This window comes from Bacillus yunxiaonensis (genome assembly GCF_037104695.1).
In the GTDB taxonomy this organism is placed as follows: domain Bacteria; phylum Bacillota; class Bacilli; order Bacillales; family Bacillaceae_G; genus Bacillus_A; species Bacillus_A yunxiaonensis.
On record NZ_JBAWSV010000009.1, the window covers coordinates 122,468 to 147,722 of the forward strand.

The following is a 25,255-nucleotide window of genomic DNA, read 5'->3' on the forward strand; positions in this document are numbered from 1 at the left end:
TTAACTTTACCTATCTTCTGTAGAAAAGCGGAAGCGGCTCGCCCAGAATCGCAGGACGTTGGAGCTCAAGGCAGAGAGGCGCTTTTCACCTCGTCCGAGGGGGCGAAACGACCGGAGATTCTAGCCGCTAGAGCTGGACAACGCTCTTCTCTGAATCTTGAGGCCGGGGTCTTACTGCCCACGAATAGAGGGATAATTATAAATACTGGAAACTTGAGGTGTACATCATTATGGCAAAACTATTATTAGTAGATGATGAAGAACGTATGCTGCGCTTATTAGATTTATTTTTAAGTCCGCGCGGGCATTTTTGTATGAAGGCAACTTCAGGACAAGAAGCACTTGAACTCGTTCAACAAAAAGAATTTGATCTTATCTTATTAGATGTGATGATGCCAAAAATGGACGGATGGGAAACTTGCTTTCAAATTCGGCAAATAAGCAGCGTACCCATTATTATGCTAACTGCACGTAATCAAAATTATGACATGGTAAAAGGTCTCACCTTAGGTGCTGATGACTATATTACAAAACCGTTTGATGAGCAAGTATTAATTGCTCGTATTGAAGCTGTACTGCGTCGTACGAAAAAGGAAGGGTTCGTAAGCTTTAACGGAATTGACTGGGATAAAACGAGGCATACCGTGACTGTCTATGATGAAAAACTTGCTCTTACACCAATTGAATTTTCATTACTTGGACTCTTTTTGCAAAATATAAACCGTGCTTATAGCCGTGATGAACTTATCGAAAAAATATGGGGATTTCAAACAGATATTGAATATCGTACCGTTGATTCTCACATTCGTAATATACGCGAAAAGCTTCGAAAAGTAGGATTCCCTATTGAAGATCATCTAGAAACTGTTTATAAAATCGGTTACAAATGGAAAGGTAACTAATCGTAAAGATAAAGTGAAACTTCCTTTTGGAGCGCTCTTCTCCAAAAGGTTAGTTGAACCAATCGGGCTCTTACAGACGGTTTGTTACTACTTCGTAGCTAAGCATCTTACCGACTGTTAGAGAGGGCATATGCCAGCAGTTTTTCTTCTACCGAATTTCGTTGTTTCTTCAGAACTTCGCGGCGGGAGTCTTACTGCCTGTTAGTACAGGAAAAAGGTTGTGAATCATAATGAATAAACTTTCTATAAAGCTTGGTACATACTTTTTATTATTATCTCTTTGCATTGAATCCGTATTATTTGTATCCTTTCATACAACACTGGCGCAAATGCGTATAAATGAAGAAACTACAGCCTTATTAGCAAAGGGAAATTGGTATCGTGATATTATTGAAAAACGCTATAGCGAACGAGCCGTTGAACGCGCAGCGATGATGGAATCTAACTCCCCATCCCATACGAAACTCGTCGTAACAAATGCAGCGGGTAATATTTTATCTTCTTCTGATCCCATTACAGAAGACATGCACAAACAACTTGTACAAAAGATTGAGTATATTCCTAGAGATGGAATGATAACAGAAGATCGCTGGAAAGCGTCAAAATATATTTCAACAGTCAGTCCTATTACAAAACATGGGGTAGTGGTTGGCTATGTCCATATGTTTTTAGCAACTGCTTCTATAAAAGAAATGATTTATCGCTTAACGAAACAATTCATTAGCGTCGGTGCATTGACAGTGGCTCTCACAACAATTTTAGTGTTTTTATTTTCAAGAGTTATTACAAATCCACTTATCAAAATGAAGCGAGCAACCGAAAAAATGATGAAGCAAAACGAACCGATTACATTAGGTATTAAGAGTAAGGACGAATTAGGAAGTTTAGCAGGAACAATCGAACAGCTTTCTAGTGAGCTAACCTATATGAAAAAAGAACGAAATGAATTTCTCGCAAGTGTCGCACATGAATTATTAACCCCGCTCACATATGTAAAAGGATATACAAAAGTTGCAAAAAGAGAGTCTTTATCGAAAGAAGAACGGGAAGAATATTTACAAATCATTGAAGAAGAAACAGAAAATATTACCGAACTCGTACAAGATTTATTTGAACTTGCACAGCTTGAACAACACCAATTTGCTATAAAAAAGCAGCCCATTTCACTGCTACCATTTGTAGAGCGTATGGTTGAAAAAATAAAACCATCTCTTCAAAAAAAGAAAATGAACATCTCTTTATATTGTCCTGAAGATTTATCTGTCTGCATAGACGAACGCCGCATGGAGCAAGTCATGCTGAATTTACTCCATAATGCACACCAACATTCTCACGAAAATTCTCAAATTACAGTACAAGTATTAAAAAAGGAGCATACTTTTCTTATACATGTGCAAGATGAAGGAGAGGGAATTCCAAGTGAAGACTTACCACATATTTTTGAGCGCTTCTATCGGGTCGATAAATCTCGAACACGAGCAACTGGTGGAAAAGGTATTGGCTTAGCTGTTGCAAAAGAAATCGTAGAATTACATGGTGGTTCTATACATGTAACGAGTGAAGTTGGAACTGGAACTGTATTTACGATAGAATTACCAATTCAATAGACATTTTTATTATTTTAGTAAATAATTTTCAACCAATAACATTAACCATAAATAGTATATTTTTGAAATTATTATTACTTTAATATAATATGTATATACAACTACCAAAGATTTAGAAGGTGATATGATTGGAAATTCGTGTATTGACAAAAAAGGATGCAGAAATTTATTTAGAACTTCGCGTTGAAGGATTAAAACAAAACCCGGAAGCTTTCAGTTCCGCTTACGAAGATATTCTTAACAAAGAAGATCCTGTTGAATATAAAGCAGAAATATTATCTCAAAATGAAAATTACACACTTGGCGCTTTTAAAGATGGCGAATTAATCGGTGCTGCAACTCTGGAAACGAAATCATTTTTAAAGCAGGAACATAAAGCAAAAATCGGTGCTGTTTACGTTTCTCCAAAAGCGCGTGGACTCGGTGCTGGTAAAGCACTTATGCAAGCAACCATTGAAAAAGCAAAAGAATTAGAAGTAGAACAACTTATGCTTGATGTTGTCGTTGGCAATGAAGGCGCGAAAAAACTCTATGAATCATTAGGCTTTAAAACATTTGGCGTACAAGAACGTTCGTTAAAATATAACGATCAATATTGGGACGAAGAGCATATGGTACTGTTTTTACATGAAGAAAACGAATAGAAAAAGGGACTTGCGAGAGTCCCTTTTTCTTTATGATTATAGAAACTTTTTCATTTTACAAACACTGAACTCAATTTATGAAGTAAAATGAGTTGCTCCTTTTAATATCCCTTCAATTTGTTTATTATAAAACCGAATTTCTGATGGACTAACAGCTGTTTTTACTTGCATTTGTAAATTTTTAAGTTTTTCTTTAGTCTCATCTTCTAAATTTATTTCTAATGAAGCAAGTTTCCCTTCATATTTCTTAATAATATCACTACTCTTTTGAGCTTCTATTACCATTGATTTTTGCACATAACTTTTCAGAAATGTGCTACTTCCAAAACCTGCAATTAAAGCTGTTTGTATAAATAAATAGTGCTCTTTCGTTACATCCATCGGTAGTGTTACTAAAATTGCACTAAATATACCAGCAATAGGCTCTTTAATTGTTCCAAACACATACCGACTTTCAATTCCACTTTGATCTGAGAGTATCATTCGACTTTTAATATAATTCCCATTTACTACAATGTTTACAATTCCTCCAACACAGCCGCAAATAGCTGCAAGGACTATTCTCCAAAGTATCTCCCTACAAGCATCCTCCACTAGCCATTCCCTCCCATCTCAATATCTATGCTGCAAGATTTCCTCTTCTTTTCCTAACCTATGATTGTTCTTCCACCATTATGTATATGTGGATGTAGCCACTTTTACATAGAGTAAAACTTCCATCGATAGAGGGCTTTCGCTCCATTAATATGAGCTAAAGAAGTAGACTTGTGAATAAGTTTCATCAGGAGAAGGATTATATGTAACCGTTCTAAAAAACATAGTTAAAATCATTAATTAAACCATGCTTTTGCCAGCAATTGAACCGCTTTCTCAATTTCTTCCTCAGATAAAATTGCAAAACCAAACAAAACGGTTTTATTATCCGCTTTCACCTCATCATAGTACATAGAAACCGAATATACCTTTATACTATATGCTGCTGCTCGTTCAATAAGCTCTTCCTCTGTCATGCCATTATTTGTGCGTAATAATATATGCAGCCCTGAATCTTGTCCAATTATTTCAACATATTTTGGAAAATACGTTGAAATTGCTGAAACTAATGTATCTCTCTTCTTTCGATATACAACTCTCATTTTATGAATATGCTTTTCCCAATGTCCGCCTTCGAGAAAACGTTTCACAATTTCTTGATCAATTCGCGATACGGTCTGCGTATAAAAGAAATACTCTTGTTGATATACTTCAATTAGCGCTTTTGGGAGCACCATATAACTGATACGTAACGATGGTAGTAGCGCTTTCGAAAAAGTACTCATATAAATAACCTTTCCATTTGGATCTAATCCTTGGAGGGCTGGAATTGGTTTACCAGAATAGCGAAATTCACTATCATAATCATCTTCTACAATATAACGCCCTTCCTCTTTCTCTGCCCAATTCAAGAGCTGCATTCGCCTTGAAACTGGCATAATCATCCCGCACGGAAATTGATGAGACGGCGTAACAAACACGACATTTGCATCGCTTTCTTCTAAATGCGAAAGTATAATTCCATCTTTATCAAGAGGAAGCAGTTCCACATGCTCTATCCCTTTTTCATACGTAACCATTCTTCGATGGTATCCTGGATTTTCTACCGCAAACATACTTTTCTTTAACATTTGAAATAGCATTCTTATTAAATATTGTGTTCCTGCTCCAATAATAATTTGACTCGGTGAACAATGTACACCACGCGATTCATATAAATATTTTGCAATTTCTTTTCGCAGTCCAAGTTCCCCTTGCGGATGCCCAAGCAGCAACACTTCTTCATTCTCAGTCTGCAGCACCTCGTTTGTTAATTTGCGATATAAGGAAAATGGAAATGAACGAGCATCAACACCTGTATGCGTAAAATCAAATACATAGTCTCGTTCATGATAAAGCATTTCTTTTACATGCTGCATCTTTTGTTTTACATGCAATACAGTTTGCTCCATTTCACATACAAAATATCCTTTACGTGGAATCGCCTCTACGTAACCTTCTGCAACAAGCTGGCCATAAGCAGCTTCAATTGTATTTTGGCTAACTTGCAAATAGTGGGCTAATTTTCGCTTCGATGGTAATTTCGTATAAGGCGGTACATTTCCAGATTTCATTTCCTCTTTCATGTAATTATATAGTTGTACATATAGTGGTTCTTTACTATGAATATCAAGTTTCGGCGTTAATTCTAACATACAAACTGACCCCTTTATTTTATAAAAAACTGACACTTTTTGCAGTACCAGATGTTATATATAATACTTTCATACTTATCATTTCCGTTTTAATAAATCAAGATTTTTCATACAAAGGAGGATACATCATGAAATCACCTAGACATCTCGGTCTAATGATGATTATTAGTGGAGCAACATTATGGGGATTATCTGGCCCTATGATTCAATGGCTATTTAACTATACTGAGCTATCATCTACTGATTTTTTAGTCATTCGTCTACTATTAGCGGGCATGTTTATTTTATGCTCCTTACTATTTACAAAACAAAATATATTTGAGATTTGGAAGTACCCGCGTCATTGGATTCAACTACTAATTTTTGCGATTGTTGGCATGCTTGGTGCTCAGTATGCATTTATTGAAACAGTGCATATAAGTAATGCTGTAACCGCAACACTATTTCAATTTCTTGGTCCAGTTCTTATTACTATTTATATTGCAATACAGCATAAAAAACTTCCTTCCTTTATGCAGGTTATAGCAATCTCTGCTGCACTGACAGGTACGTATTTTCTTATTACCAATGGTTCAATTGAAAATATTGTTCTTTCTAAACAAGCAATATTATTTGGTATTTTAACAGCAGTCGGCTTTGCTTTTTACACACTCCATCCCGCTTCTCTCATAAAACAGTGGGGGACATCAATAATTGTTGGTTGGGGGATGTTACTTGGAGGAATTTCCTTATTTCTATATAATCAAGAATTTCATTTCCGTTATGTAGCAAATACATTAACAATGAGCACATTCTCTATGCTTATTCTCGTAATTATAAGTGGAACACTTTCTTTCCTTCTCTATATTGGTAGTCTAAAATATTTATCTGCAACAGAAACAAGTATTTTATCAAGTATTGAACCACTCGTAGCAGCTATTGTTTCAATCATCTGGTTAAATGAATCGTTTGGAGCCTATCAACTATTAGGCGGTATTTTCATTATTGTCGCAGTTGTCTTTTTAACAATGCCAGAAAAATCTAGCAACAGAACACATGTAAGAAAAGAGGAAACGCTATCCGCGTAGCCTCTCTTTTTCTTTTACAGGAATTGTTCTTTCTTTTGTCCAATACAATTAAAATACAAATATGCATAGGAGCGTGGCCAAGTCAACAACCCGCCACTTAACACCCTTACGGGTCGTTTGAAGTGGGGGCTTGCGTCTGTCAGAGTTCGACAGTGCTTCTACCCTCATAGAGAGCAACTACGCTTATTCCTACCCAGTAGTACGAACGAGCAACGCTCTCCTACCTTGGTGTGGTGGAACATAAGGACGGTTGACTTCGCCCTTACTACAAGAGCTATACTCCTGTAGTAACTACACCAATATGTTCAATCCCTTTACGGTGTAGATTCATAGCACCAATACGGTCATCATTTGACTTGTATTGACAGTTTTTACAACAGAATGTGTGTAATTTCTTATTACGGTTTTCTTTCTTGATATGCCCACATTTAGGGCAGGTTTGAGAAGTATATTTTGGGTCTACGACAATTACCTTCTGTCTGTTCATTTCCGCTTTATATTCCAGCATCTGACGGAACTGGTAGAAAGCCCAAGAGACAGAAACATAGCGGTCTTTCACTCGTACTTTTTCAATTGCGGAACGAACACCTGTTAAGTCCTCTAAAACAAACATAGTACCTCTAGGGTATTTATCAACGAGTGCCTTTGTAATTTGATGGTTTACATCAGTTACATAACGGTTTTCTCTTGGACCAATTTGTTTTAGTTTTTTACGAGCAGACGGTGTTTGTCGCATTTGCAACTGTTTACGAGTAGCTTTAAACTTACCACGCTTATGCTTAACAACATTTCCGTTGTAGAAAGTAGTTTTACCCTGACTATCATAAGTGGTAGCAAGAAAGTTGATTCCTAAATCAATACCGACAATATTGTTTATATCTGCGTAATCTAATTCAGTAAATTCTTTTGTCATTGGAATGTGTAAGAACCATTTTTTATGTTTATGCACAAGTTTAGCAGTACCAAACTTCCAAGTATTATTAAAGTATTTTTTCATAGCCTTGCGTTCATAATTCAATTTAAGACGACCATCAAGTGTATTTACACTAAATTGGCTCTGAGTTAATGAGTAGTCACGATTCCAAACAAGGTCATATTCTGGAAGTTTAAATTCAATTAAAGACCATTCATGTCCATTTGATTTAGCTGACTTGTATCGAGCAATCACTGTTTTCATAACAGATTGAGCCATTTGACTTTTTAGTCCAAACTGATTTCGTAAGTTAGAATAATACAAGTTATTCAAGTTTACCTGATTTAGATTTTTTGTTTCAAAGATATGCTTTGATAGCCAATTACAAGCTTTACGATAAGCGTTGGTTGTTATCTTTAGGCTTTCAGCTTGATTTCCAGAAACATAGATTTGTATTTTCGCAGTAATTGTAGACATTATTCTCACCACCTTTCACTAAATATATTGTAACAAAATTTTAGTGAAATCAAATAACCTAAATAGGAGGAAGGAGGAGGCAAGGTGGAAGTTTCAGATACTTAATATGGTACAAAATCTTACGATTTTTAACGTACCATACCGTATCTGACGGCAATTCCTCCCCCACTTATCGTTGGGCTACGCCCTGCACACGATTGAAGTAGGGGTATCCTTGCCGATTTTAGATGAAAAAACTTGGAACCGTGCTGCTTCTCTTCTGTCTCATCACTGGTTGTACAACTATAGTAAAAAAATCTACTTCCCCCAAAATCATTGGAACGATGCAACCACAAAATCATATTCCCTCTTTCTTTCACCCTAGCATCCTTAAAGATGTCAATTGGGAGGAAAGTCCATCATTTCAGCATGATAAAATATCTCTAAAAGGTATAGAAAATAAGGTCGCACTTGTAGATACTACTTGGATTGCTAATCAACCAAATAAATATACGTGGTTCTTTCTGGGGCCAAATATCCCCTCTGGAAAGCTAACCGTCATTGCAATAAAACAAGGCTCAACGAAACCAGTTCCTGTCCTTTTTCAAGATGAGATAACAGGCAATGTTTGGACAGCACCGCAAGAGATTACAAAAGATATCACAAGTATTCCCTCTAGTATGTTACTCCCTTCTTCTGGCTTATGGCTATTAAATGTATACATTGGAGAAAAGTTATATGGACAGATTGTTGTACATGTAGAAGAAAGTGACAAGTCATAGCATTTCCCTTACAAAACTGTAATCCTTACGTCATCTAATTCAATGGTTCCATCTCTTCCTCCCATTTATACTAAGAGTAAGAAATAAAACAAGAAACAAGGAGAGATAAGAGATGAAAAAAATAATGGAAGTTGTAGTAGCAGTAGCCTTAGTTTTAGTGAATGGTAAAAATATTGCAATGGAGTTAAACAAATAATGAATATCACTCATACAATAACATAAAAAGAGATATGGTTTCATTGTTTTGATCCCTTATCTCTTCTTTTTATGAAAAACCAGCATACGTTATAAAACTCCTTTTTAGGACGTTAAATAATAATAAAATGCCTCTGCATCTGTTTGTACCCAAGGCGAAAAATGAAGTTCTTGCACTCGGTCTGGCTGTTGTTTTCCAATTTCCTCTGTAAGCTGCTGTGTATCCTTATTCGTCACATCTATCCCAAGCTCTTTTGCCACTTGCAAAGCCTTTTGATCATTAATTTCTTGTAACACTTGATAAATATCTTTTCCGTACAAATCAATATGAAGGTTTTTCGCTTCTGTTTGAATTTTCGTTTCATATATTTCTTTCGCTAACGCTTCCATACTTTTTCCCTTTTCTGAAATACCAAGTTGCTTTGCTTCGTTTTTTACTTTTGTGCCATAAAGCTCTTCAGCTATCGCACCAATCTCTTTCCCTTCTGTAGAAACTCCTAATTTTTCTGCTTCACTTTTTATTTTGATTTTATTAATTTCCGCTATTAAATCTACAATTGCTTTTCCCTCTACTGGTATCCCAAGTTTTTCTGCTTCTTTTTTAACCTTCGCTTCATATATTTCTTCAGAAAGTGTTCCAGCATCTTTTCCTTCTGTAGAAATTCCCAGCTGATTTGCTTCTTTTTCTACTTCCGTTTCATGAATTTCCTTCTCAAGTGTAAGTAGCTCTTTTCCTTCTGTGGAAATTCCTAAATTCTGTGCTTTATCTTCTGTATATGCAGCATGTATAGTCTCACCATTGACTTGTGCACTACTAGGTTGAGATGATTGTATTTCTTTATCTACCTCTTTATTTGTACAAGCTGAAGCTCCACCCATTACACTGAGACTTAATACTCCAACAACCAGTAGACCAAACGTCTTTTTTCTAACCACCTTTCACTTCCTCCCTTCATCATAACTGTTCCTTAAGCCTTTATGTCTTTTTGACGCTTTACTCTCCATTTTGCTCGCAACATGACAAAAGATATACATAGTCCAGTTCCAGCTAAAATAAGCATAACAATCGCACCAATTAATCCAATTACTCCTGTATGCAGTTCCTTAACTAATTTTGATAGAGAATTGAGTCCCCCATTATTTCTATCTTGAAAAAATTGTCCATTTGCCGCTGCACCTCTTTGATTAAAATCGGAATTCCCAGCTTGCATTCCTTGTCCATTTTGTCCATTCCCTATAGCACCATTTCTGCCAAATCCTCGTTCTTTAAAATTGGCAGCTCCTCCTATTCTTTCACCGTGGCCTTTTTCATTAAAATACATATATATCCCTGTTGCAGATTGAATAAAAATAAATACCGAAGCAATTAACCCAATCCAAAAATGGAGTTTTCTCATTCTTTTCATTTTCCACTCTTCACTCTCCTTTTTTATCATTTCTCATTTGTAATTCGTCATTAAGTCTATATTTATTATGAAAAGGGTTCCTTAACTTTCCCTTAAAAAAGACAGCCTTGTATAAAACTAACAGGTTCGGTTTTGAAGTACAAAATTTAAATTAACATAAAAAAAGTGGTGCAATTCGCACCTCTTTTTTTATCATTCAGCATATGAGTTAGCATTAGAATTAAATGTCTTTGTAAAGTAAGCGTCAAATATTTTTAAGAGTTCGGATGAAATACTGAATTTATCAAAAGAAGACTTTAAATTCCGCCCACCTAATTGAACTACCCCTACCTACCGTTTCCGCTTGAGGTGGGGGTCTTCTCGCCAGATATGATACATTCATTAATTATATTGGGACTTTAAGTACGATGACGTATGCCATCAGGGCAAAATGAAAAACAGGAAGCAAAATGCTCCCTGTCCCACAGATATATCAACATTTTATCAAGAACTGAATGTAAACCAATCTATATTTCCAAAACCATCTCCGCTGCCTTTTGAAACGATATACAATTTATGTATCCCTGAAACACCCGATACGCTGGAGGTTTGTGTAGCATATGTATTCCATCCTCCAGTAGAGCTTATAGTAAATGTACCGATAATGGTGCCTGTTGGACTATCCAACCGCAGTTCAAGTTGCTTGTCTATAGTTGCAGATGAAGGATCCATTCCTACGCTTGCGATAAACTTTGTTTTGCCTGTTCCAAAGTCAACATTGTCATAACTCAGCCAGCTTCCGGAATTTATGTTGCCTACCACAGTTCCCGTTCCGGCACTATGTGTCAATATTCCCTGTGAACCGCTATAACTCTCAGCTTGTATCGTCGGGGATGGCGCAGGATTTGTTGAGATCTTCTCAACTTTCAGACTTGACACTTGATGATTTAAGTTACCCAAATCATCAACATTACCTGTAACAACTGTCGATGCTCCACTATAATTTGCATCTGCAAATAAAGTTACTTGATAGCCTGGCGCAATGTGGATGGAAGAAATGGCATCATTGCCAATACCTTTTACGAGCTGGTCATAATTATAATTTCCAGAGCCGAGTAATTCTGATGCACCAGTTCCACTGTAAACCGTCACAGGCATTTCAACACCGTTTGAGCGAAAAAACATATCTATGAATCCAGCAGTCTCACGCTCCGCTTGATTCAACTGATTAAGGATCGGAGTTTTTACGGCGTTCTTCCACATGTCGGAATAATAATTACTGGTAGCTGCTTGCCAGAACCAACTAATGATAGAATCATTCCATACTTGAGGCATAACGGATTTCGCTTGTACTGCAGCTTGATGAATCCATAGCTCAGGATCGGTTGAAGATACCCAATTAAATAGACCTGAATCTGGAACCGTCACTTGATTTTGAATACTTTCGGAATATGATTCGAGTTTCGAATGATATCCAGGTGCTTGATGATCAAGATTGGAAATATTTGAAGCATGAAGAGGCATTGTAGCATCTGTAAAATAGTGCAAAGATACCCCTAAGTAATAGAATGCATTGTAAAAATCGCCATTTTTGTAGTAGTTCGATGCTAGATTAAAATATTTCGCCCCTGATTGACGTGCTGTTGGATAAGACAGTCCCGCATAATTCGTTTGCGTGTCCGGGTCATAAAAGTGGGACATAAATGTGCTAGAATCATAAAAAGGATTAATGTGATCAGCATCGTACAAGCCTTGCTCCCAACGATCACGAAACTGCGCAAGCAGAGTGGTTGGCTTGTTAATTGCAGAATCCGCATTGCCGGAAATAAGTTTCATACCGTTGTTTACGATAAAAAGATGTGTACTTTGATCTTGATTATGCGGATCATCGCAAGACCACGCGAAAGCTTTTGGAACACTGCTGAATAATGAAGTGATGGTAATTGCACTTACGGCAACTAATGACAATAGTTTTTTAGTTCGAATACGTTTTTTCATCATACACCTTCCTTATATTTTTTGATGTTGTCATACCGGTAATAATGCTAAATATAAAGAAGTTTTGTAAACGCTATATTAGTGTTATGTGAAATATTTGTTTAATTTTGTCGTTTTTAACCAATAATATTGTGATTTTTTGTATATTTTTATTGAACAATAACGAAAAACCACCGACACATAACATGAAAATGCTTAGTTCGAAACGGACTCATGATTATCCCAATGAATGTGGCAGCTTATTCGTCTGTCTAATTCTTTCCGATGTTTCAAATTAATTTTTTTCAACTATTTACTGATCACATAACTATAAAAGTTCCTTCAGAAGGGTATGTATCGTGATAGCAATCCCCCATGAATCAAGCAAACTATGAACGTGTGTATTTCCGATAAATCATCCTACTATAAAGAGGATGATTTTTTTATTAATAAATTGGTAATTTATGTTATGATGTTATAAAAGTTTCGGAGGGGAAAATGATGAAAGGAAATAAAAAGGAGATACAAACAAACGACAAAGCGATTCGTTATACACATATAGAAATGGGTTACAAAACGATTTGCTTTATGTTTTCAGGTTCAGGTTACAATTACGATAAACCCTTGTTTTATTATTCAACGATGGTAATGCTCCAAAACAAAGTCGACGTTGTCCATATCCATTACTCCTATGATAAGCAAACAATGAAAAAAACGATTGAAGAACTAACCAAAATAATGATGGATGATATTAATCCCGTGATTTTAGATGTTTTAAAAAATGGGCAATACAACAATTCGATTTTTTTAGGCAAATCACTCGGAACAATTCCAATAGTGAATGACTTAATGAAGAGAGATGAATTCTTAAAGTCAAAAATGATTTTACTTACTCCGCTGTTACAGTCTGATTCAATTTTTGATTCAATCTTGAATAGTGAACATCAAGGGCTTTTAGTTATTGGGGATAAAGACCATCATTACAATTCAAATCAAATTGACCAATTAAGTAAATCAAATTTAAAGATTGATGTTGTCCAAAATGCAAACCATTCCTTAGATGTTGGAGAATTTGAAACAACAAATTCAATTGTAGCTTTATCAAGGGTAATGGAAAAACTCCAAGAAACCGTTAGAACAAATTAGGGATAAACTGCTATCAAAAGTTCACCAATTTTGGTGCTAATTTCATTGCTAAAGTAAATGCAAAAGAGGTGCTAATTGCACCTCTTTTTAAATAGTTATTTTTAATTTTGTACTTCAAAGCCGAACCCGTTAGTATGAAACAAAATCGTCTTTTTTAATTGCCTATTTTTCTTTCATATACATATTTCGTACTTTTTGATTCTTTGGAAATATAATTTCAAAACAAGTACCTTCTCCGATTTTGCTATGCACTTTTATTTTCCCGTAATGCTTCTCAACAATCCAGTTTGCAATAGAAAGACCTAATCCAGCTCCGTTTGATGCCGCCCTTGCTTTATCACCTTGATAAAAACGATCAAAAATTTTTGGGATGTCTTCTTCAGCGATACCAACACCATCATCTTTCACTTGAATTACAATCCCATTTGTTGTTTCAAAGCAAGATACTTTAATATTTCCACCTGCATTTGTATACTTCATCGCATTATCTAATAAAATTACAATTAATTGATGAATACGCTCTTTATCTCCCATAAACGAAATAGAAGGAACGACATCTAACGTAATTGTTTTTTCTTCAAACAAAGCAATTTCCGAATAAGGATTTACAATTTCACTTAGCAATTCATCTAGTGCAAAAGTTTTCTTATCCATTTCAATTTGATCTGAATCAGAACGTGCTAATGTTAGTAAGTTTGCAACTAGTTTGGATAAGCGGCGGCATTCCTTTGATATAGTCGAAATATCCATCGCCTTATCTTCTATCGTTGCAGTAGGTGATTGAAATAATACATCCGTTTTCGATTGAATTACCGCCAAAGGAGTCCTTAGTTCATGCGAAGCATCTGAAACAAATTGCTGTTGTTTATGCCAAGCATTCTTAATTGGTATAAGCGCCTTTCCAGCTAAGAAAAATCCAATTCCCACCGCACATATGCTTCCTATACTGCATCCAATTACAAGAATAAGCAGAAGTGTATGCAGCATTTCCTTTTCAGGATTTATTTCCCTCAATACTTCAAACGTGACTTTTCCTAAATCCGTATCTCCCTGAGCTGCAATCATCCGAAAGTTCATACCTTCCACTTCTATATCTTGCCGTTCTCCAAATGTTTTAGGAAATAACTTCGATTGATTTCTCTCAAAAAAGTCTGGATCTAGAAGTCGCGGTTCCATCCCTATCAGTTGATTCTTTGCATCCCATTGTAAAACGATAATCCGAGAATCACCGATATGCAGGTCCTTGTTAAAATCAAAATGACTTGGAATAGACTTGTCCCCTTGTTCTAGTTTCTTAATGAACCTATCCATTGAATCATCTATTCCTTCATATAAACGTTTATGTGTATATGAATAAATAACATTTCCTAACATACCAATGAATATGATGAATACTAATGAGTTCAAAATCGTAAGTCGAATGCGCGTCTTTTGAAACATACTCTGTTTTCTCATTGTTCTTTTAATATATATCCAATCCCACGAACAGTTTGAATATCTTTATGATAACCAAATGGTTCTAATTTTTTTCGCAGATGATGCACATATACCTCCACAATCGCTACTGTTGTATCAGAATCAAATCCCCATACTCTATCAAAAATTTGTTCGCGCATTAAAATCTTCCCGCTATTTTGAATCAGATATTCCAATAGTTCATATTGCTTTAACGTTAATTTTATAGGTACCTCATCCACTTGAATATCTTTCTCTTTTCCAAACAACTCAATACCACGGTACTGAATCGTTTGATTGGTTGTTAAGCTTCCGCTCCTTCTTAATAAAGCGCGAATTCTCGCTTGAAGTTCTGGCGCCTGAAACGGTTTCACTAAATAATCATCTCCGCCAAAGTCCAATCCTTTTACTCGATCTTCTAAAGAGTCTTTTGCAGTAAGGAATAAAACAGGCGTTTGAATCTTTTCACTTCTAATTCGCTGAATTACTTCAAATCCATCCATCTCTGGAAGCATCACATCTAGAAGAATTGCATCATAAATATTTTGCAATGCTAAAAATAATCCTTCCTCACCATTTTTTGCTGTATCTACTTCAAATTCATTTCGTAAAATTTGTGTAATTGACTCCAATAATGGAGGATGATCTTCCACAACTAATAAACGCATCTCACTTCTTCACCTCTTATTTTTTCTTCGGTTATTCACGAACAATAAGACTTTCACCTCATCATTCTAAAAAACAAAGAAGATAGGCGGACAATAACTGTTCGTAAAAGTCCGATTGATGATGCAAATCAGTAGGGATAAAAAAATCACTGCTTTATCTCGCATTAACGAGCAGTACCCCCCCTAGATTATGAGGAACCACAAAAGAAATTTACTTATAAGACTATCATAGAGTAACTCCTCCACTGATGGAAGTTCCACTTTCTACTAGCAAAAGAAAGCGGCCGCAGTATGCGATCGCTTCAATTTCTAGGCAAAACTACTGCCTATAACATGTTCTATTCATATCGAAGTGCTTGAATAGGGTGCAACTTCGATGCTTTATTGGCTGGAAACACCCCAAATCCAACTCCTACTAATAAGGAGAATAAAAATGCAAGCAATGTAATAGGAAGAGAATAAGCAACCGTCATACCGGTTGCCGCGGAAAGAACCTTTGCAACCAATAGCCCTATTCCCATTCCGATTAATCCTCCAAGCGAACTTAGTACTACTGATTCAATGAGAAATTGTAATAAAATATCTCTTCTTTTCGCCCCAATTGCTTTACGAATGCCAATTTCTTTCGTTCGTTCTGAGACAGATACAAGCATAATATTCATAATTCCGATTCCGCCAACTAATAAAGAAATGCAAGCAATTCCTCCGAGCATCATCGTCATTGTACCTGTTACCGAACTCATCGTATCTACTAAATCTTTTTGATTAAATACGCTGTAGTTATCTTGCTTATTCGGGAACATTACAGCTAATTTATTTTGAATTTGTGCCATGACAGTATTTATTTTTTCCTCACTGCTCACTTGTACATACACTGTCTGTATACTTGTATTCTTTACAATTCGCTGTGCTGTACTTAGCGGCATAATAATAACATCGTCACCGCTTTGTCCCATAGAACCACCTTTTGAAGCAAGTACACCTACTATTTTAAAAGACGTACCATTTACTTGTACATATTTTCCAACTGGACTTTCAAATCCAAATAGATTTTGTGCTGTATTCGCACCAAGTACAATAACTTTTTGTCTATATTCTACATCCATATCTGATAAAAAGCGACCTTCATTTACTTTCATATCGCGAACTTGCTCATAAGAACTATTTGTTCCAGTAAGTGATACTTGTGTTGAAACCTTCCCATTTTTTACAGTAACTCGTCCTGAAACAACAGGGGACATGTTTTTTATTCCATCAATCTTTTGAAACTTTGCAACATCTTCCTCAGTAAGTTTTATCGTGTCAGATCCCATCATGTTTACTGTTAACAAATTCGTCCCTAAGCTATTAATTTGATTTGTTACAGCTTGACTTGAGCCTTGACCAATTGAGACAAGTACAATAACAGACGCAACACCAATAATAATCCCTAACATCGTTAAAAATGCTCGTAACTTATTGCCTTTGATACTGCGCATTGCCATTTTGACGGATTGTATCAGTCCCAATGTACTCACCTCTACTTTCAAACAATTGCCCATCTTGTATACGAACAATCCGGCTTGCTTGTTTTGCTACTTCTAAATCGTGCGTAATTAAAATAATTGTATGTCCCTGCGCATGCAGCTCTTTCATTACCTCAATAATCTCTTCACTTGTTTTGCTATCTAATGCCCCTGTCGGTTCATCCGCTAATAAGATTGGCGGGTTTCCAGCTAAAGCGCGTGCGATCGCAACGCGCTGCTGCTGTCCACCTGACAATTGGCTCGGCAAATGATGAGCCCTCTCTTGTAAACCCACTTTCTCTAAACAACTATACGCCATATTTGTTCTTTCCTTTTGACTCATCCCTCGATATAAAAGGGGCAATTCAATATTTTCAAGCGCAGTTAATTTTGTAAGCAAATTAAAGTTTTGAAAAATGAATCCGATTTTTTCATTTCGAATCGTGGCTAGTTGATTATCATTCATCTTATCTACTGCATCTCCATCCAATAGATACTGTCCATCATCTGGACGATCTAAACAACCAACCATATTCATAAACGTAGATTTTCCTGATCCAGAAGGACCGATAATGGAGAGAAAATCACCTTCATAGATTGTAAGAGAAACATTATCGAGCGCACGTACAATTTCGCCGCCCATCTCATATGATTTAGCCATATTATGAATCTCAATAATTGGTTTCATTCTCACCCTCTCCCCCCAGCTCTATTTCTATTCATACCTCCGCCGCCGTAGCCGCCACCGTAGCCGCCTCCCATGCCTCCGCCTGGTGACATCATAAAGCCTTTTTGTTTATTGTTGTTATTATTTGCTGCATTTCCTTGTGCAGCCATAGGTAATTGAACATGATCGCCTTCTTGCAATCCTTCCGTAATTTCTACGTAATCTTCATTATGAATACCTGTTTTAACAAGTTTTCGTTCCATATTTGCCTGTCCATTAGAATTTGTCTTACCCTTAGAACTTGTCTGTCCATTAGAAGAAGCTGTTGAAGATTGAACAAGAACGAATTTTTGATCTCCTCTTGTATGAACTGCTTCTACTGGAACATATAGAACATTATCTTTACTATCAGTCAAAATGCTAGCTTCTGTTGTCATTCCAATTTTCACATCTTTTGGATCATCGATATGAACCGTTACATTAAAGGAGGATACACCATTAGAAACTGTTCCTTCCTTCGCTACATCTGTTACCTTTCCTGTATAGGTTGTATCTGGGAATGAATTCACTTTTAATGTTACACTTTGTCCAACCTGCACTTTTGGAATGTCTAATTCATCAACTTGAATAATTGTTTCTAAATCACTGTAGTTTGTAATATGAGCAACAGCCTTCCCACTTGTTACACGATCTCCAGCTTGCACTGATATAGATGTAATCGTTCCATCAGCTGGCGCTACAATTGAATCACTTCCATCTGTAAATGTAATTAACTCCTGACCCTTTTTTACAACATCATTTGCTGAAACTAATACTGAATCGACTACTTTATTTGAGTCTGCTGTAATATCTTCATTTGTCACAGATTGAGTAGAACCAGAACCTGTTACTTTCACATCTAGTTTCCCTTTTTGAACTGCCACACTTACTGCTTGATTCATCACTGGTTGCGACTTATTCTTCAATACATACCAAGCCCCTGCACCAAGTACAATGATAAGAACCCCTAAAATACTAATCCATTTTTTCACAGTCCTATCTCCTTTTCTATGGTTCATTAAATAAGACTTATTATCGAATCTATTCCTTAAAATTCCCTTAATAAAAATAAATTTTTTAATTTGCTAGTGTTATTCATTTAAATCTCATTCCTTACAACACTGTAATTCTTACGTCACCTAATTCAACAGTTAGGAAATGAGCTTTTTACTACACTAAAAGTACGAAATGAAACAAAAAAATATGGAGAGATAAGAGATGAAAAAAATGATAGAAATTGCAGTTGCAGTAATCGAGGTTCTTGTAAACGGCAAAAATGTAGTAATGGAATTAAACAAATAACGAAGCAAGGAATATTAATTATGAATGATACAAACAAATAAAAAAGAGATAAGGTTTCATCATTGTTTTGATCCCTTATCTCTTCTTTTCCCCTACATTAGCTCGTTTGTATAGGGAATCTTTCTTATTTTATAGAATATACTTTTTGACTTGGCAATTCTAAACAGTTCAGCTGGCCGCCGTATACAGCCCCTCCATCAATACCAATGATACGATTTTCACCAAAATACACATCAAAATTCTCGTTATCCCCGTGAAGAATTTTCGTTTCTGTATGCCCAAAGACAACAATTTTCTCACCATTATATCCATTATGAAACTCATTTCTAATCCACATCAATGTATGCGCATCTGTTTCAGAAACAGGTGTCATTGGTTGTACACCCGCATGAACAAAAATATACTCATCTGTTTCAATATAGTGATCTAAGCCTTTTATGAATTCTAAATGTTGTTCTAACACTTCAGAATGTAACTGTGGTCTTATGAACTCCTCTTCATTTACAGCAATATCCCTTTCAGAAAAACCGTAGCTATGTAACGTTTGATCTCCTCCATTTCTCTTTACCCAATGATTCCAAAATTTCTCTTCCTCTGTCGTTAAAGCTTTTATCATCATATCTTCATGATTACCTTTTAAGACTAGTGCACCAGCTTCTTTTAATCGCATTACTTTTTCAATTACCTCTTTAGCATTAAGACCACGATCTACATAATCTCCCAGCAAAATGAGTTGATCTTCTTTTGGATTGTATTCTACTTTTTCTAATAACTCTTCAAATCTCTCTAATTCGCCATGAACATCACTTATCACAAGCATCCTTCTCATATGTATTTCCTTCTTTCTAATTTATAAAAGTTAATTCATATTATAGAGAGACTCTATTAATATCTCAATTTTCAAACTAAAAGGATATTACTAAAATAAAAGACTAGCGTCTATTTAGACGCTAGTCTTTTAAACATGTTTCATGTACTATAATCAATTTACTTTTTCATTTCTATCTATTCATTCCGTAAAACAACATTTTTCATACAATTTTCTTAAAGTAACTTAACTTACGGAATGTTTTCTTATCTACGCTACTTCGATATCCGCTGCAAATCCTGTTTGCTCATGGAATTGTAAGTCAATACGCAAACTTTCTGGAATAAAGTTGTGATATTCCCTTAGATAAAATGCAATTGCATCAATTAACTCCTGTTCACCAAGCTCTACAGTTCGGTACGGTAAACGAGCACTAGCGCCAAATCCCCTATTCGGATGAAACTGCAAATCAACATCAATTTGTTCCGGACGATACGCGTGGATAGAGGCCGCATGCACACAAACCGCATCAACTACATCCTGTTCAGTAAAGAAAATCTTCATTATTGTCTCTCCTTCTTAACGTCTTGCGAAAATACGTCGCAGAATCCAAACAATTGCTAAAATGATGACAATATCTATTAATAAACCACTAGAGAAAAAGCTTCCGCCTACTCCACCAACTCCATGATTTCCAAATGGATGTAGCATACTACCTAGTAAAGCTCCTGCCCCAAATGATGCTGCATGACCCCAGAAGCTAGATTTTTTAGGAGCTGGCTGTGGCTGCGATGTATGCTGATCTACAGAAGCTGGTTTCTTCGATTGCACATTTGATGACGAAGATTTATAGCCAGAATGATATGTCCCATCTGAAGAACGATAACTACTAGAACCAGAAGTTGATCCTTTCGTGCTGAATCCACCACTACTAGAATGAGATGAAACTGACGATTTACCGCCACTAAAAGTTTTTGCCTGTGCAAATGTTGGTAAGGCAAACAACGTGAAAGCTAACATTAGCGTGAAAATTTTCTTACTTATATTCATCTGAATCCCTCTTTTAATAAAAATGAATTGTAGCAATAGTATAAGCAACTTTTCTATTTCTTGCACGTATTTTGTACAAGGGATAGCTATAGTTGAAAGTCCTTGCTAACACTATGTTTTTTAAGATAAAACAACAAAAATCAGAACAGTTCTTCTGCATTTCCCGCTATGATTGTAATAAAAGAAAGAGGACGCTCCCAATTGATGAACGTCTCTTTCTCCATATGCACAGCATATATTTTTGGCATATGAAATCACCCGACTTCCTTAACTTGTCTCTGCTTGGCATAACAATAATGAGCAGATGTCCCTTCCCAATGTGTATAAGCTGGCAAAGTTTCTCCTTTCATGACAAGCGAAAGATTTCCAAGCGATGATCCTTGATTCATAACTGTATCATATAAAACAACAGAACCATTTCCGATTGAACAATTATCACCAATAACAAGATTGGACATTTTCATCACACGGTCCTCAAATAGATGCGTCTGCAATGTACTGTTCAAGTTAATAGCAGCCCCATTTCCAATATGGACCAAATCAAATTCTGATATGTGTGTAGAATCCAGGAAGACTCTTTCTCCTACTTTCACACCAAACCAACCAAGAATATAGCGAGCAAATGGTGTCCCAAGAAATAGATTTAACAAGTAAGGGACAGTCACATTTTCGTATAAAGCTGTCACTAATTCACTGCGCCATACAAATGTGCTCCATAGTGGCTTCGCTGTCTGCTCATAACTGCCAATAAGCAACCTTTTAATAAGAACAACTGCTCCTGATGCTAGCAAACCTGCTCCTATAGACAACAATGGAAACAACGCAATGGTCTCGAGGGCAGAAAAATAGCGAGTTTCCTCCCAGAGGCTAAACACTAAAAAGCCACTAATCCAAATCGCAAAAGCACCAGGAAGCGTAACGCGACAAAATTCAATCATAAGTCGTTTTATATAAAGATTTCTTGTTGGATGATATGTTTCCTCTTCCGAAAAAGAAGTATTAATGTCTCGGTTTGGTAAAAATATAGATGGTGAACCTAACCATGATGTATCATCCGAAATCTCTTTTTCTTCAGGAGGAACAGACATAACTCCAATTAAACAACCATTTCCGATTGTTTTTCCTCCTTCAATATGAGCGCTATTTCCAATAAACGTACGGCTTCCAATCTTTGTTTTCGCAATATGAATTTGATTACGAAATACTTTTGGTGTGCCAATAGAAACAGCATCAGCAATAAAGCTGCCTTCACCCGCGATTAGTAAATCCGGGGCAATATTCGTAACTGTAGAAACTTCAACCATTTTCCCCATTTTCGCACCGAGTAGACGTAGAAATGGCGCTGCATAAATTGTCGCATACAGCGAATTGTTGAATACTAAGCTCATCATAAGTAGCTTATCTACAAACCATTTTCGTACATAAAATGTGCTATGCAAAGAATATTGTCCTTCTTTTACTCGGCCTAGTATAACTCGTTTTAGCAATACGATTACAAAACATAACGTAACTACACCAATAAGCGAAAATATAGGTGCTAAAAGCAACTCCCAAGCTCCCATATATGGAAATAAGCCTCGTATTAGAAAAATAGCTGGTAAAAAACTCATGCTTGGAACGAGCATAAGCATAATGATTCCAAGTATATACAATGCGCCAAGTCCGAAACGATGCAATCTGTTTTGTTTTGCTGTAAAAGCTGCCATCGCTTCTACATGATCATCTTTTACATTTGTTTGTCGTGCAGGAGAGCCGCTCCAACGCTCATTAGATGGTATAACCATATTAGAAGGAAGCATCGATTGCTCTCCTAATTGCGAGTGATCTTGGACAGTTGTATTAGGTGAAATAACAGCATTTGATCCAATATAACAGTTGTTTCCCACTGAAATTTTACCGATTTTCAGCATGTTCCCTTCAACTGTGTAACCAAGCAGCTGTGCGTCCAATCCAATACTGCTTTCATTCCCGATTTCAATTAAGTCAAACGAATGCACGTGCTGCGTGCCAATATAACAATCTCTTCCGATTTTCGCTCCCATCAGACGATAATACCAATTTAAAAACGGTGTTCCTGTTAAGAAGCTAACCGGTGCAAGTGCTTGAATTCGGCGCACAAGCCACCAACGAAAATAATAATTTCCCCAAAGTGGATACTCTCCCTCTTTAAAGCGACCAATTAAGAGCCACTTTGCCGCAATAGAAATAATAATCGTAGCCGGGCAATAAATAGCAAACGTGGAAACCACAGCAAGGAAAATTTGTTCATCTCCCCATGGACTATTAGATAAATATAAATACACAAGCACAAACGGCAAAGATGCTAGCAGCGCAAGAGCATATATACTTATTCCCTGCATAAGTCCATTTCTCTTATACACGCTATCTGACACGGGAGGTAGTTCTTTACGAACTGGTTGTTTTGTTTCCGTTCTACATTGTGATTGTATAAAATCAGAAAGTTGTTTAATTGTTGGATGTGTATATACATCTGAAACAGCCATTCCCGTCATCATGCTATGTTCCCGAAGTTTTGATACGACAAGCGCAGCAAATAGAGAATGCCCTCCTAAATCATCAAAGAAATGCTCTGTAACGGAAATCATCTCTTGCTGGAAAACTTCTTGCCATGCCTTTGCAATTATTTCTTCCGTTTCATTACAAGGCGCTATATATTCTTTATGGAAACGATGCTGTCCCGTCGGTGCAGGTAAACTCTTACGATCGACTTTCCCGCTTAAAAGAGTCGGAAGTTCATCAAGCACCTCAATATAAGAAGGTACCATATATGCAGGAAGACGTTCTTTAAGACGATTGTGTATAACAGATATATCCAACGTTTTTCCTTCATCCAATACAAGATAAGCAACTAATACTTGTAGTCCAGGTGCTTGCTCATGTACATTCACAACGGCATTGCGTACATCGGGAACGGCCATAATAACTGCTTCAATTTCGTTCAGCTCAACTCGATATCCACGAATTTTTACCTGACTGTCAATTCTCCCTAAAAATTCAATGTCTCCTTGCTCGTTAAAACGAACTAAGTCTCCTGTCCGATATAAACGTGAAGAATCAAAAGGCGTTTTACAAAATGGATTATCAACGAACTTTTCTTTCGTTAACTCTTCTCGATTCACATAGCCACGAGCTAATCCGGCACCTCCAATATATAATTCACCAGACTCTCCAATTGGAATGGGATGCATCTGTTCATCTAAAATATAAACAGTATAGTTAGGAAGGGGTTTTCCAATTGTCACTGGTTTGTTCGGATCACATTCTGCATAAGTCGCAATTACTGTTGCCTCTGTTGGACCGTACGTATTCATCATGCGTCTTCCTGAACGACACCAGCGCTTCACAATATGACTTGGACACTCTTCTCCTCCTACAATTAACAAACGAAGTGTCGGAATATCTTCTTCCCACATCGTAAGCAATGTTGGTACACAAGAAAGAACAGTCACGCCAAGCTCCGTCAACCTCTTCGGTAACTCCATTCCGCTTTGCTGTAACTTACGTGTACCAACTACAAGAGCTGCACCATTTGAAAATGCCATCCAAATTTCTTCCACAGAAGCATCAAACGCAGTCGTAAATCCTTGATACACTCGATCTTCTGGCACAACGTTATAAAAGGTTTGCGAAGCTCTCACAACATGAGCTGCAGTATGATGCTCGATTAGCACGCCTTTAGGACGCCCTGTAGTGCCTGAAGTGTAAATAATGTAGGACAAATCCTCACATTGTACTTGCACTTCTTCTTTACATAAGCGTTCACCGTCTTGATTTGTAATCAACGCAGCCTCTTGATCCAATCGTACAGCTAAGCATTCTACATGATACCGAGCAGCAATTTCCTCAGTCATAATAACTGCAGCAATACCGCAGTCTTGTACAATATATTGCACCCGATCTTCCGGATAACTCGGATCTAGCGGCACATATGCAGCTCCCGCCTTCATAATACCTATCATCGCAATATAAGTTTCTATAGACCGATCAAGAAGAATCGCTACACAGCTGCCGCGTTTAATTCCTTTCGATCGTAAATATCTTGCTAATTTATTCGCTTCTACTTCTAGCTCTCTATACGTTATCGTTCTATCGTCACAAATAACAGCTATTCTATTTTCGTAACGATCTACAGTTTCTTCAAATATATAATGTAAGCATTCCTCTTTAAGAAGTTCTGGTTTCCTTTGACCGTAATTCCATTCGAAAGGAGGAAAATGCGTATGTGTAGATGCTTCAAGTGTAGACCTCATACAATTCAATCCTTTCCAAAAACTAACATATAATGAATAACAAATCGTTTTTTACTACTAAAAGCTGTGTGAATGGCGTACTCGTATGATTACGCAAAAAATACGAAGAACAAGAGCAAACAGCTTTCATTTGAAATATAGCACACACATATGTCAAAAGTGTGTCCGCCATGTGTTCAATATATATA

Annotated in this window: 21 protein-coding genes; 6 read left to right on the forward strand and 15 right to left on the reverse strand. The window is 36.5% G+C overall.

The window, feature by feature from the left end:
* Nucleotides 1-230 precede the first annotated feature (230 nt).
* The 3 genes from WAX78_RS21385 (at nt 231) to WAX78_RS21395 (ending at nt 3,153) form a co-directional block, all read left to right on the forward strand.
* A complete protein-coding gene (locus WAX78_RS21385; protein WP_336484061.1) occupies nt 231-902 on the forward strand; it encodes a response regulator transcription factor in 672 nt (223 codons plus the stop codon).
* A 230-nt stretch (nt 903-1,132) separates the two neighbouring features.
* On the forward strand, nt 1,133-2,509 hold the full coding sequence (locus tag WAX78_RS21390; RefSeq protein WP_336484062.1) for a HAMP domain-containing sensor histidine kinase: 1,377 nt from the start codon (nt 1,133-1,135) through the stop codon (nt 2,507-2,509).
* A 128-nt stretch (nt 2,510-2,637) separates the two neighbouring features.
* Complete coding sequence (locus tag WAX78_RS21395) at nt 2,638-3,153, forward strand: GNAT family N-acetyltransferase (protein WP_336484063.1); 516 nt, start codon at nt 2,638-2,640, stop codon at nt 3,151-3,153.
* Nucleotides 3,154-3,228: 75 nt separating this feature from the next.
* On the opposite strand, the gene WAX78_RS21400 is transcribed toward WAX78_RS21395, so the two are convergent.
* Nucleotides 3,229-3,747: a hypothetical protein gene (locus WAX78_RS21400; protein WP_336484065.1), complete on the reverse strand. Its 519-nt coding sequence runs from the start codon at nt 3,745-3,747 to the stop codon at nt 3,229-3,231.
* Between the two features lie 236 nt (nt 3,748-3,983).
* Nucleotides 3,984-5,381 carry a MocR-like pyridoxine biosynthesis transcription factor PdxR gene (gene pdxR, locus WAX78_RS21405; RefSeq protein ID WP_336484066.1) on the reverse strand — a complete coding sequence of 466 codons (1,398 nt, stop codon included), beginning with the start codon at nt 5,379-5,381 and terminating at the stop codon, nt 3,984-3,986.
* Nucleotides 5,382-5,509: 128 nt separating this feature from the next.
* Here pdxR and WAX78_RS21410 point away from each other — a divergent pair, with 128 nt between their 5' ends.
* Nucleotides 5,510-6,448, forward strand: a complete 939-nt coding sequence (locus tag WAX78_RS21410) for a DMT family transporter (RefSeq protein WP_336484067.1) — start codon at nt 5,510-5,512, stop codon at nt 6,446-6,448.
* 274 nt (nt 6,449-6,722) lie between these two features.
* On the opposite strand, the gene WAX78_RS21415 is transcribed toward WAX78_RS21410, so the two are convergent.
* On the reverse strand, nt 6,723-7,838 hold the full coding sequence (locus WAX78_RS21415; RefSeq protein ID WP_336484068.1) for an RNA-guided endonuclease InsQ/TnpB family protein: 1,116 nt from the start codon (nt 7,836-7,838) through the stop codon (nt 6,723-6,725).
* A gap of 227 nt (nt 7,839-8,065) precedes the next feature.
* Here WAX78_RS21415 and WAX78_RS21420 point away from each other — a divergent pair, with 227 nt between their 5' ends.
* On the forward strand, nt 8,066-8,599 hold the full coding sequence (locus WAX78_RS21420) for a DUF4871 domain-containing protein (RefSeq protein WP_336484069.1): 534 nt from the start codon (nt 8,066-8,068) through the stop codon (nt 8,597-8,599).
* 300 nt (nt 8,600-8,899) lie between these two features.
* On the opposite strand, the gene WAX78_RS21425 is transcribed toward WAX78_RS21420, so the two are convergent.
* From WAX78_RS21425 to WAX78_RS21435, 3 genes are all read right to left on the reverse strand, one after another.
* Nucleotides 8,900-9,673, reverse strand: a complete 774-nt coding sequence (locus WAX78_RS21425) for a transporter (protein ID WP_336484110.1) — start codon at nt 9,671-9,673, stop codon at nt 8,900-8,902.
* An 89-nt stretch (nt 9,674-9,762) separates the two neighbouring features.
* Nucleotides 9,763-10,200 carry a hypothetical protein gene (locus tag WAX78_RS21430; protein WP_336484070.1) on the reverse strand — a complete coding sequence of 146 codons (438 nt, stop codon included), beginning with the start codon at nt 10,198-10,200 and terminating at the stop codon, nt 9,763-9,765.
* Nucleotides 10,201-10,683: 483 nt separating this feature from the next.
* Complete coding sequence (locus tag WAX78_RS21435) at nt 10,684-12,177, reverse strand: carbohydrate-binding protein (protein ID WP_336484071.1); 1,494 nt, start codon at nt 12,175-12,177, stop codon at nt 10,684-10,686.
* Nucleotides 12,178-12,657: 480 nt separating this feature from the next.
* Between WAX78_RS21435 and WAX78_RS21440 the strand changes: the two genes are divergently transcribed.
* On the forward strand, nt 12,658-13,302 hold the full coding sequence (locus tag WAX78_RS21440) for an alpha/beta hydrolase (RefSeq protein ID WP_336484073.1): 645 nt from the start codon (nt 12,658-12,660) through the stop codon (nt 13,300-13,302).
* A 162-nt stretch (nt 13,303-13,464) separates the two neighbouring features.
* Here WAX78_RS21440 and WAX78_RS21445 read toward each other — a convergent pair whose 3' ends face one another.
* The 9 genes from WAX78_RS21445 to WAX78_RS21485 all read right to left on the reverse strand — a co-directional run bounded on the left by WAX78_RS21445 (nt 13,465) and on the right by WAX78_RS21485 (nt 25,067).
* A complete protein-coding gene (locus WAX78_RS21445) occupies nt 13,465-14,757 on the reverse strand; it encodes a sensor histidine kinase (protein WP_336484074.1) in 1,293 nt (430 codons plus the stop codon).
* A complete protein-coding gene (locus WAX78_RS21450) occupies nt 14,754-15,425 on the reverse strand; it encodes a response regulator transcription factor (protein WP_336484075.1) in 672 nt (223 codons plus the stop codon). The genes WAX78_RS21445 and WAX78_RS21450 overlap by 4 nt, the downstream gene beginning before the upstream one ends.
* A 338-nt stretch (nt 15,426-15,763) precedes the next feature.
* Nucleotides 15,764-16,933, reverse strand: a complete 1,170-nt coding sequence (locus WAX78_RS21455; protein WP_336484077.1) for an ABC transporter permease — start codon at nt 16,931-16,933, stop codon at nt 15,764-15,766.
* Nucleotides 16,881-17,618 (reverse strand): ABC transporter ATP-binding protein, encoded by a 738-nt coding sequence (locus tag WAX78_RS21460; protein ID WP_336484078.1) that lies wholly within the window; start codon nt 17,616-17,618, stop codon nt 16,881-16,883. Before WAX78_RS21460 ends, WAX78_RS21455 begins: the two co-directional genes overlap by 53 nt.
* Nucleotides 17,619-17,620: 2 nt before the next feature.
* The gene (locus tag WAX78_RS21465; RefSeq protein WP_336484079.1) at nt 17,621-18,628 is read right to left on the reverse strand and encodes an HlyD family efflux transporter periplasmic adaptor subunit; all 1,008 of its coding nucleotides are present in this window, start codon (nt 18,626-18,628) and stop codon (nt 17,621-17,623) included.
* Nucleotides 18,629-19,062: 434 nt separating this feature from the next.
* Nucleotides 19,063-19,767, reverse strand: coding sequence for a metallophosphoesterase family protein (locus WAX78_RS21470; protein ID WP_336484080.1), 705 nt, complete (start codon nt 19,765-19,767; stop codon nt 19,063-19,065).
* A gap of 249 nt (nt 19,768-20,016) precedes the next feature.
* Nucleotides 20,017-20,310 carry a DUF2653 family protein gene (locus tag WAX78_RS21475; RefSeq protein WP_336484081.1) on the reverse strand — a complete coding sequence of 98 codons (294 nt, stop codon included), beginning with the start codon at nt 20,308-20,310 and terminating at the stop codon, nt 20,017-20,019.
* Nucleotides 20,311-20,325: 15 nt separating this feature from the next.
* Nucleotides 20,326-20,796, reverse strand: a complete 471-nt coding sequence (locus WAX78_RS21480; protein WP_336484082.1) for a hypothetical protein — start codon at nt 20,794-20,796, stop codon at nt 20,326-20,328.
* Nucleotides 20,797-21,050: 254 nt separating this feature from the next.
* Nucleotides 21,051-25,067, reverse strand: a complete 4,017-nt coding sequence (locus WAX78_RS21485) for a Pls/PosA family non-ribosomal peptide synthetase (protein WP_336484083.1) — start codon at nt 25,065-25,067, stop codon at nt 21,051-21,053.
* Between the last annotated feature and the right edge of the window lie 188 nt (nt 25,068-25,255).

Bases quoted from the DNA above. Each gene is read 5' to 3' on its own strand.
- pdxR (WP_336484066.1), bottom strand. From the start codon at position 5,381: ATGTTAGAATTAACGCCGAAACTTGATATTCATAGTAAAGAACCACTA.
- WAX78_RS21420 (WP_336484069.1), top strand. From the start codon at position 8,066: ATGAAAAAACTTGGAACCGTGCTGCTTCTCTTCTGTCTCATCACTGGT.
- WAX78_RS21460 (WP_336484078.1), bottom strand. From the start codon at position 17,618: ATGAAACCAATTATTGAGATTCATAATATGGCTAAATCATATGAGATG.
- WAX78_RS21385 (WP_336484061.1), top strand. From the start codon at position 231: ATGGCAAAACTATTATTAGTAGATGATGAAGAACGTATGCTGCGCTTA.
- WAX78_RS21480 (WP_336484082.1), bottom strand. From the start codon at position 20,796: ATGAATATAAGTAAGAAAATTTTCACGCTAATGTTAGCTTTCACGTTG.
- WAX78_RS21485 (WP_336484083.1), bottom strand. From the start codon at position 25,067: ATGAGGTCTACACTTGAAGCATCTACACATACGCATTTTCCTCCTTTC.
- WAX78_RS21440 (WP_336484073.1), top strand. From the start codon at position 12,658: ATGAAAGGAAATAAAAAGGAGATACAAACAAACGACAAAGCGATTCGT.
- WAX78_RS21475 (WP_336484081.1), bottom strand. From the start codon at position 20,310: ATGAAGATTTTCTTTACTGAACAGGATGTAGTTGATGCGGTTTGTGTG.
- WAX78_RS21425 (WP_336484110.1), bottom strand. From the start codon at position 9,673: ATGGGTGGAGCTTCAGCTTGTACAAATAAAGAGGTAGATAAAGAAATA.
- WAX78_RS21390 (WP_336484062.1), top strand. From the start codon at position 1,133: ATGAATAAACTTTCTATAAAGCTTGGTACATACTTTTTATTATTATCT.
- WAX78_RS21470 (WP_336484080.1), bottom strand. From the start codon at position 19,767: ATGAGAAGGATGCTTGTGATAAGTGATGTTCATGGCGAATTAGAGAGA.
- WAX78_RS21430 (WP_336484070.1), bottom strand. From the start codon at position 10,200: ATGAAAAGAATGAGAAAACTCCATTTTTGGATTGGGTTAATTGCTTCG.
- WAX78_RS21435 (WP_336484071.1), bottom strand. From the start codon at position 12,177: ATGAAAAAACGTATTCGAACTAAAAAACTATTGTCATTAGTTGCCGTA.
- WAX78_RS21415 (WP_336484068.1), bottom strand. From the start codon at position 7,838: ATGTCTACAATTACTGCGAAAATACAAATCTATGTTTCTGGAAATCAA.
- WAX78_RS21445 (WP_336484074.1), bottom strand. From the start codon at position 14,757: ATGAGAAAACAGAGTATGTTTCAAAAGACGCGCATTCGACTTACGATT.
- WAX78_RS21410 (WP_336484067.1), top strand. From the start codon at position 5,510: ATGAAATCACCTAGACATCTCGGTCTAATGATGATTATTAGTGGAGCA.
- WAX78_RS21450 (WP_336484075.1), bottom strand. From the start codon at position 15,425: ATGCGTTTATTAGTTGTGGAAGATCATCCTCCATTATTGGAGTCAATT.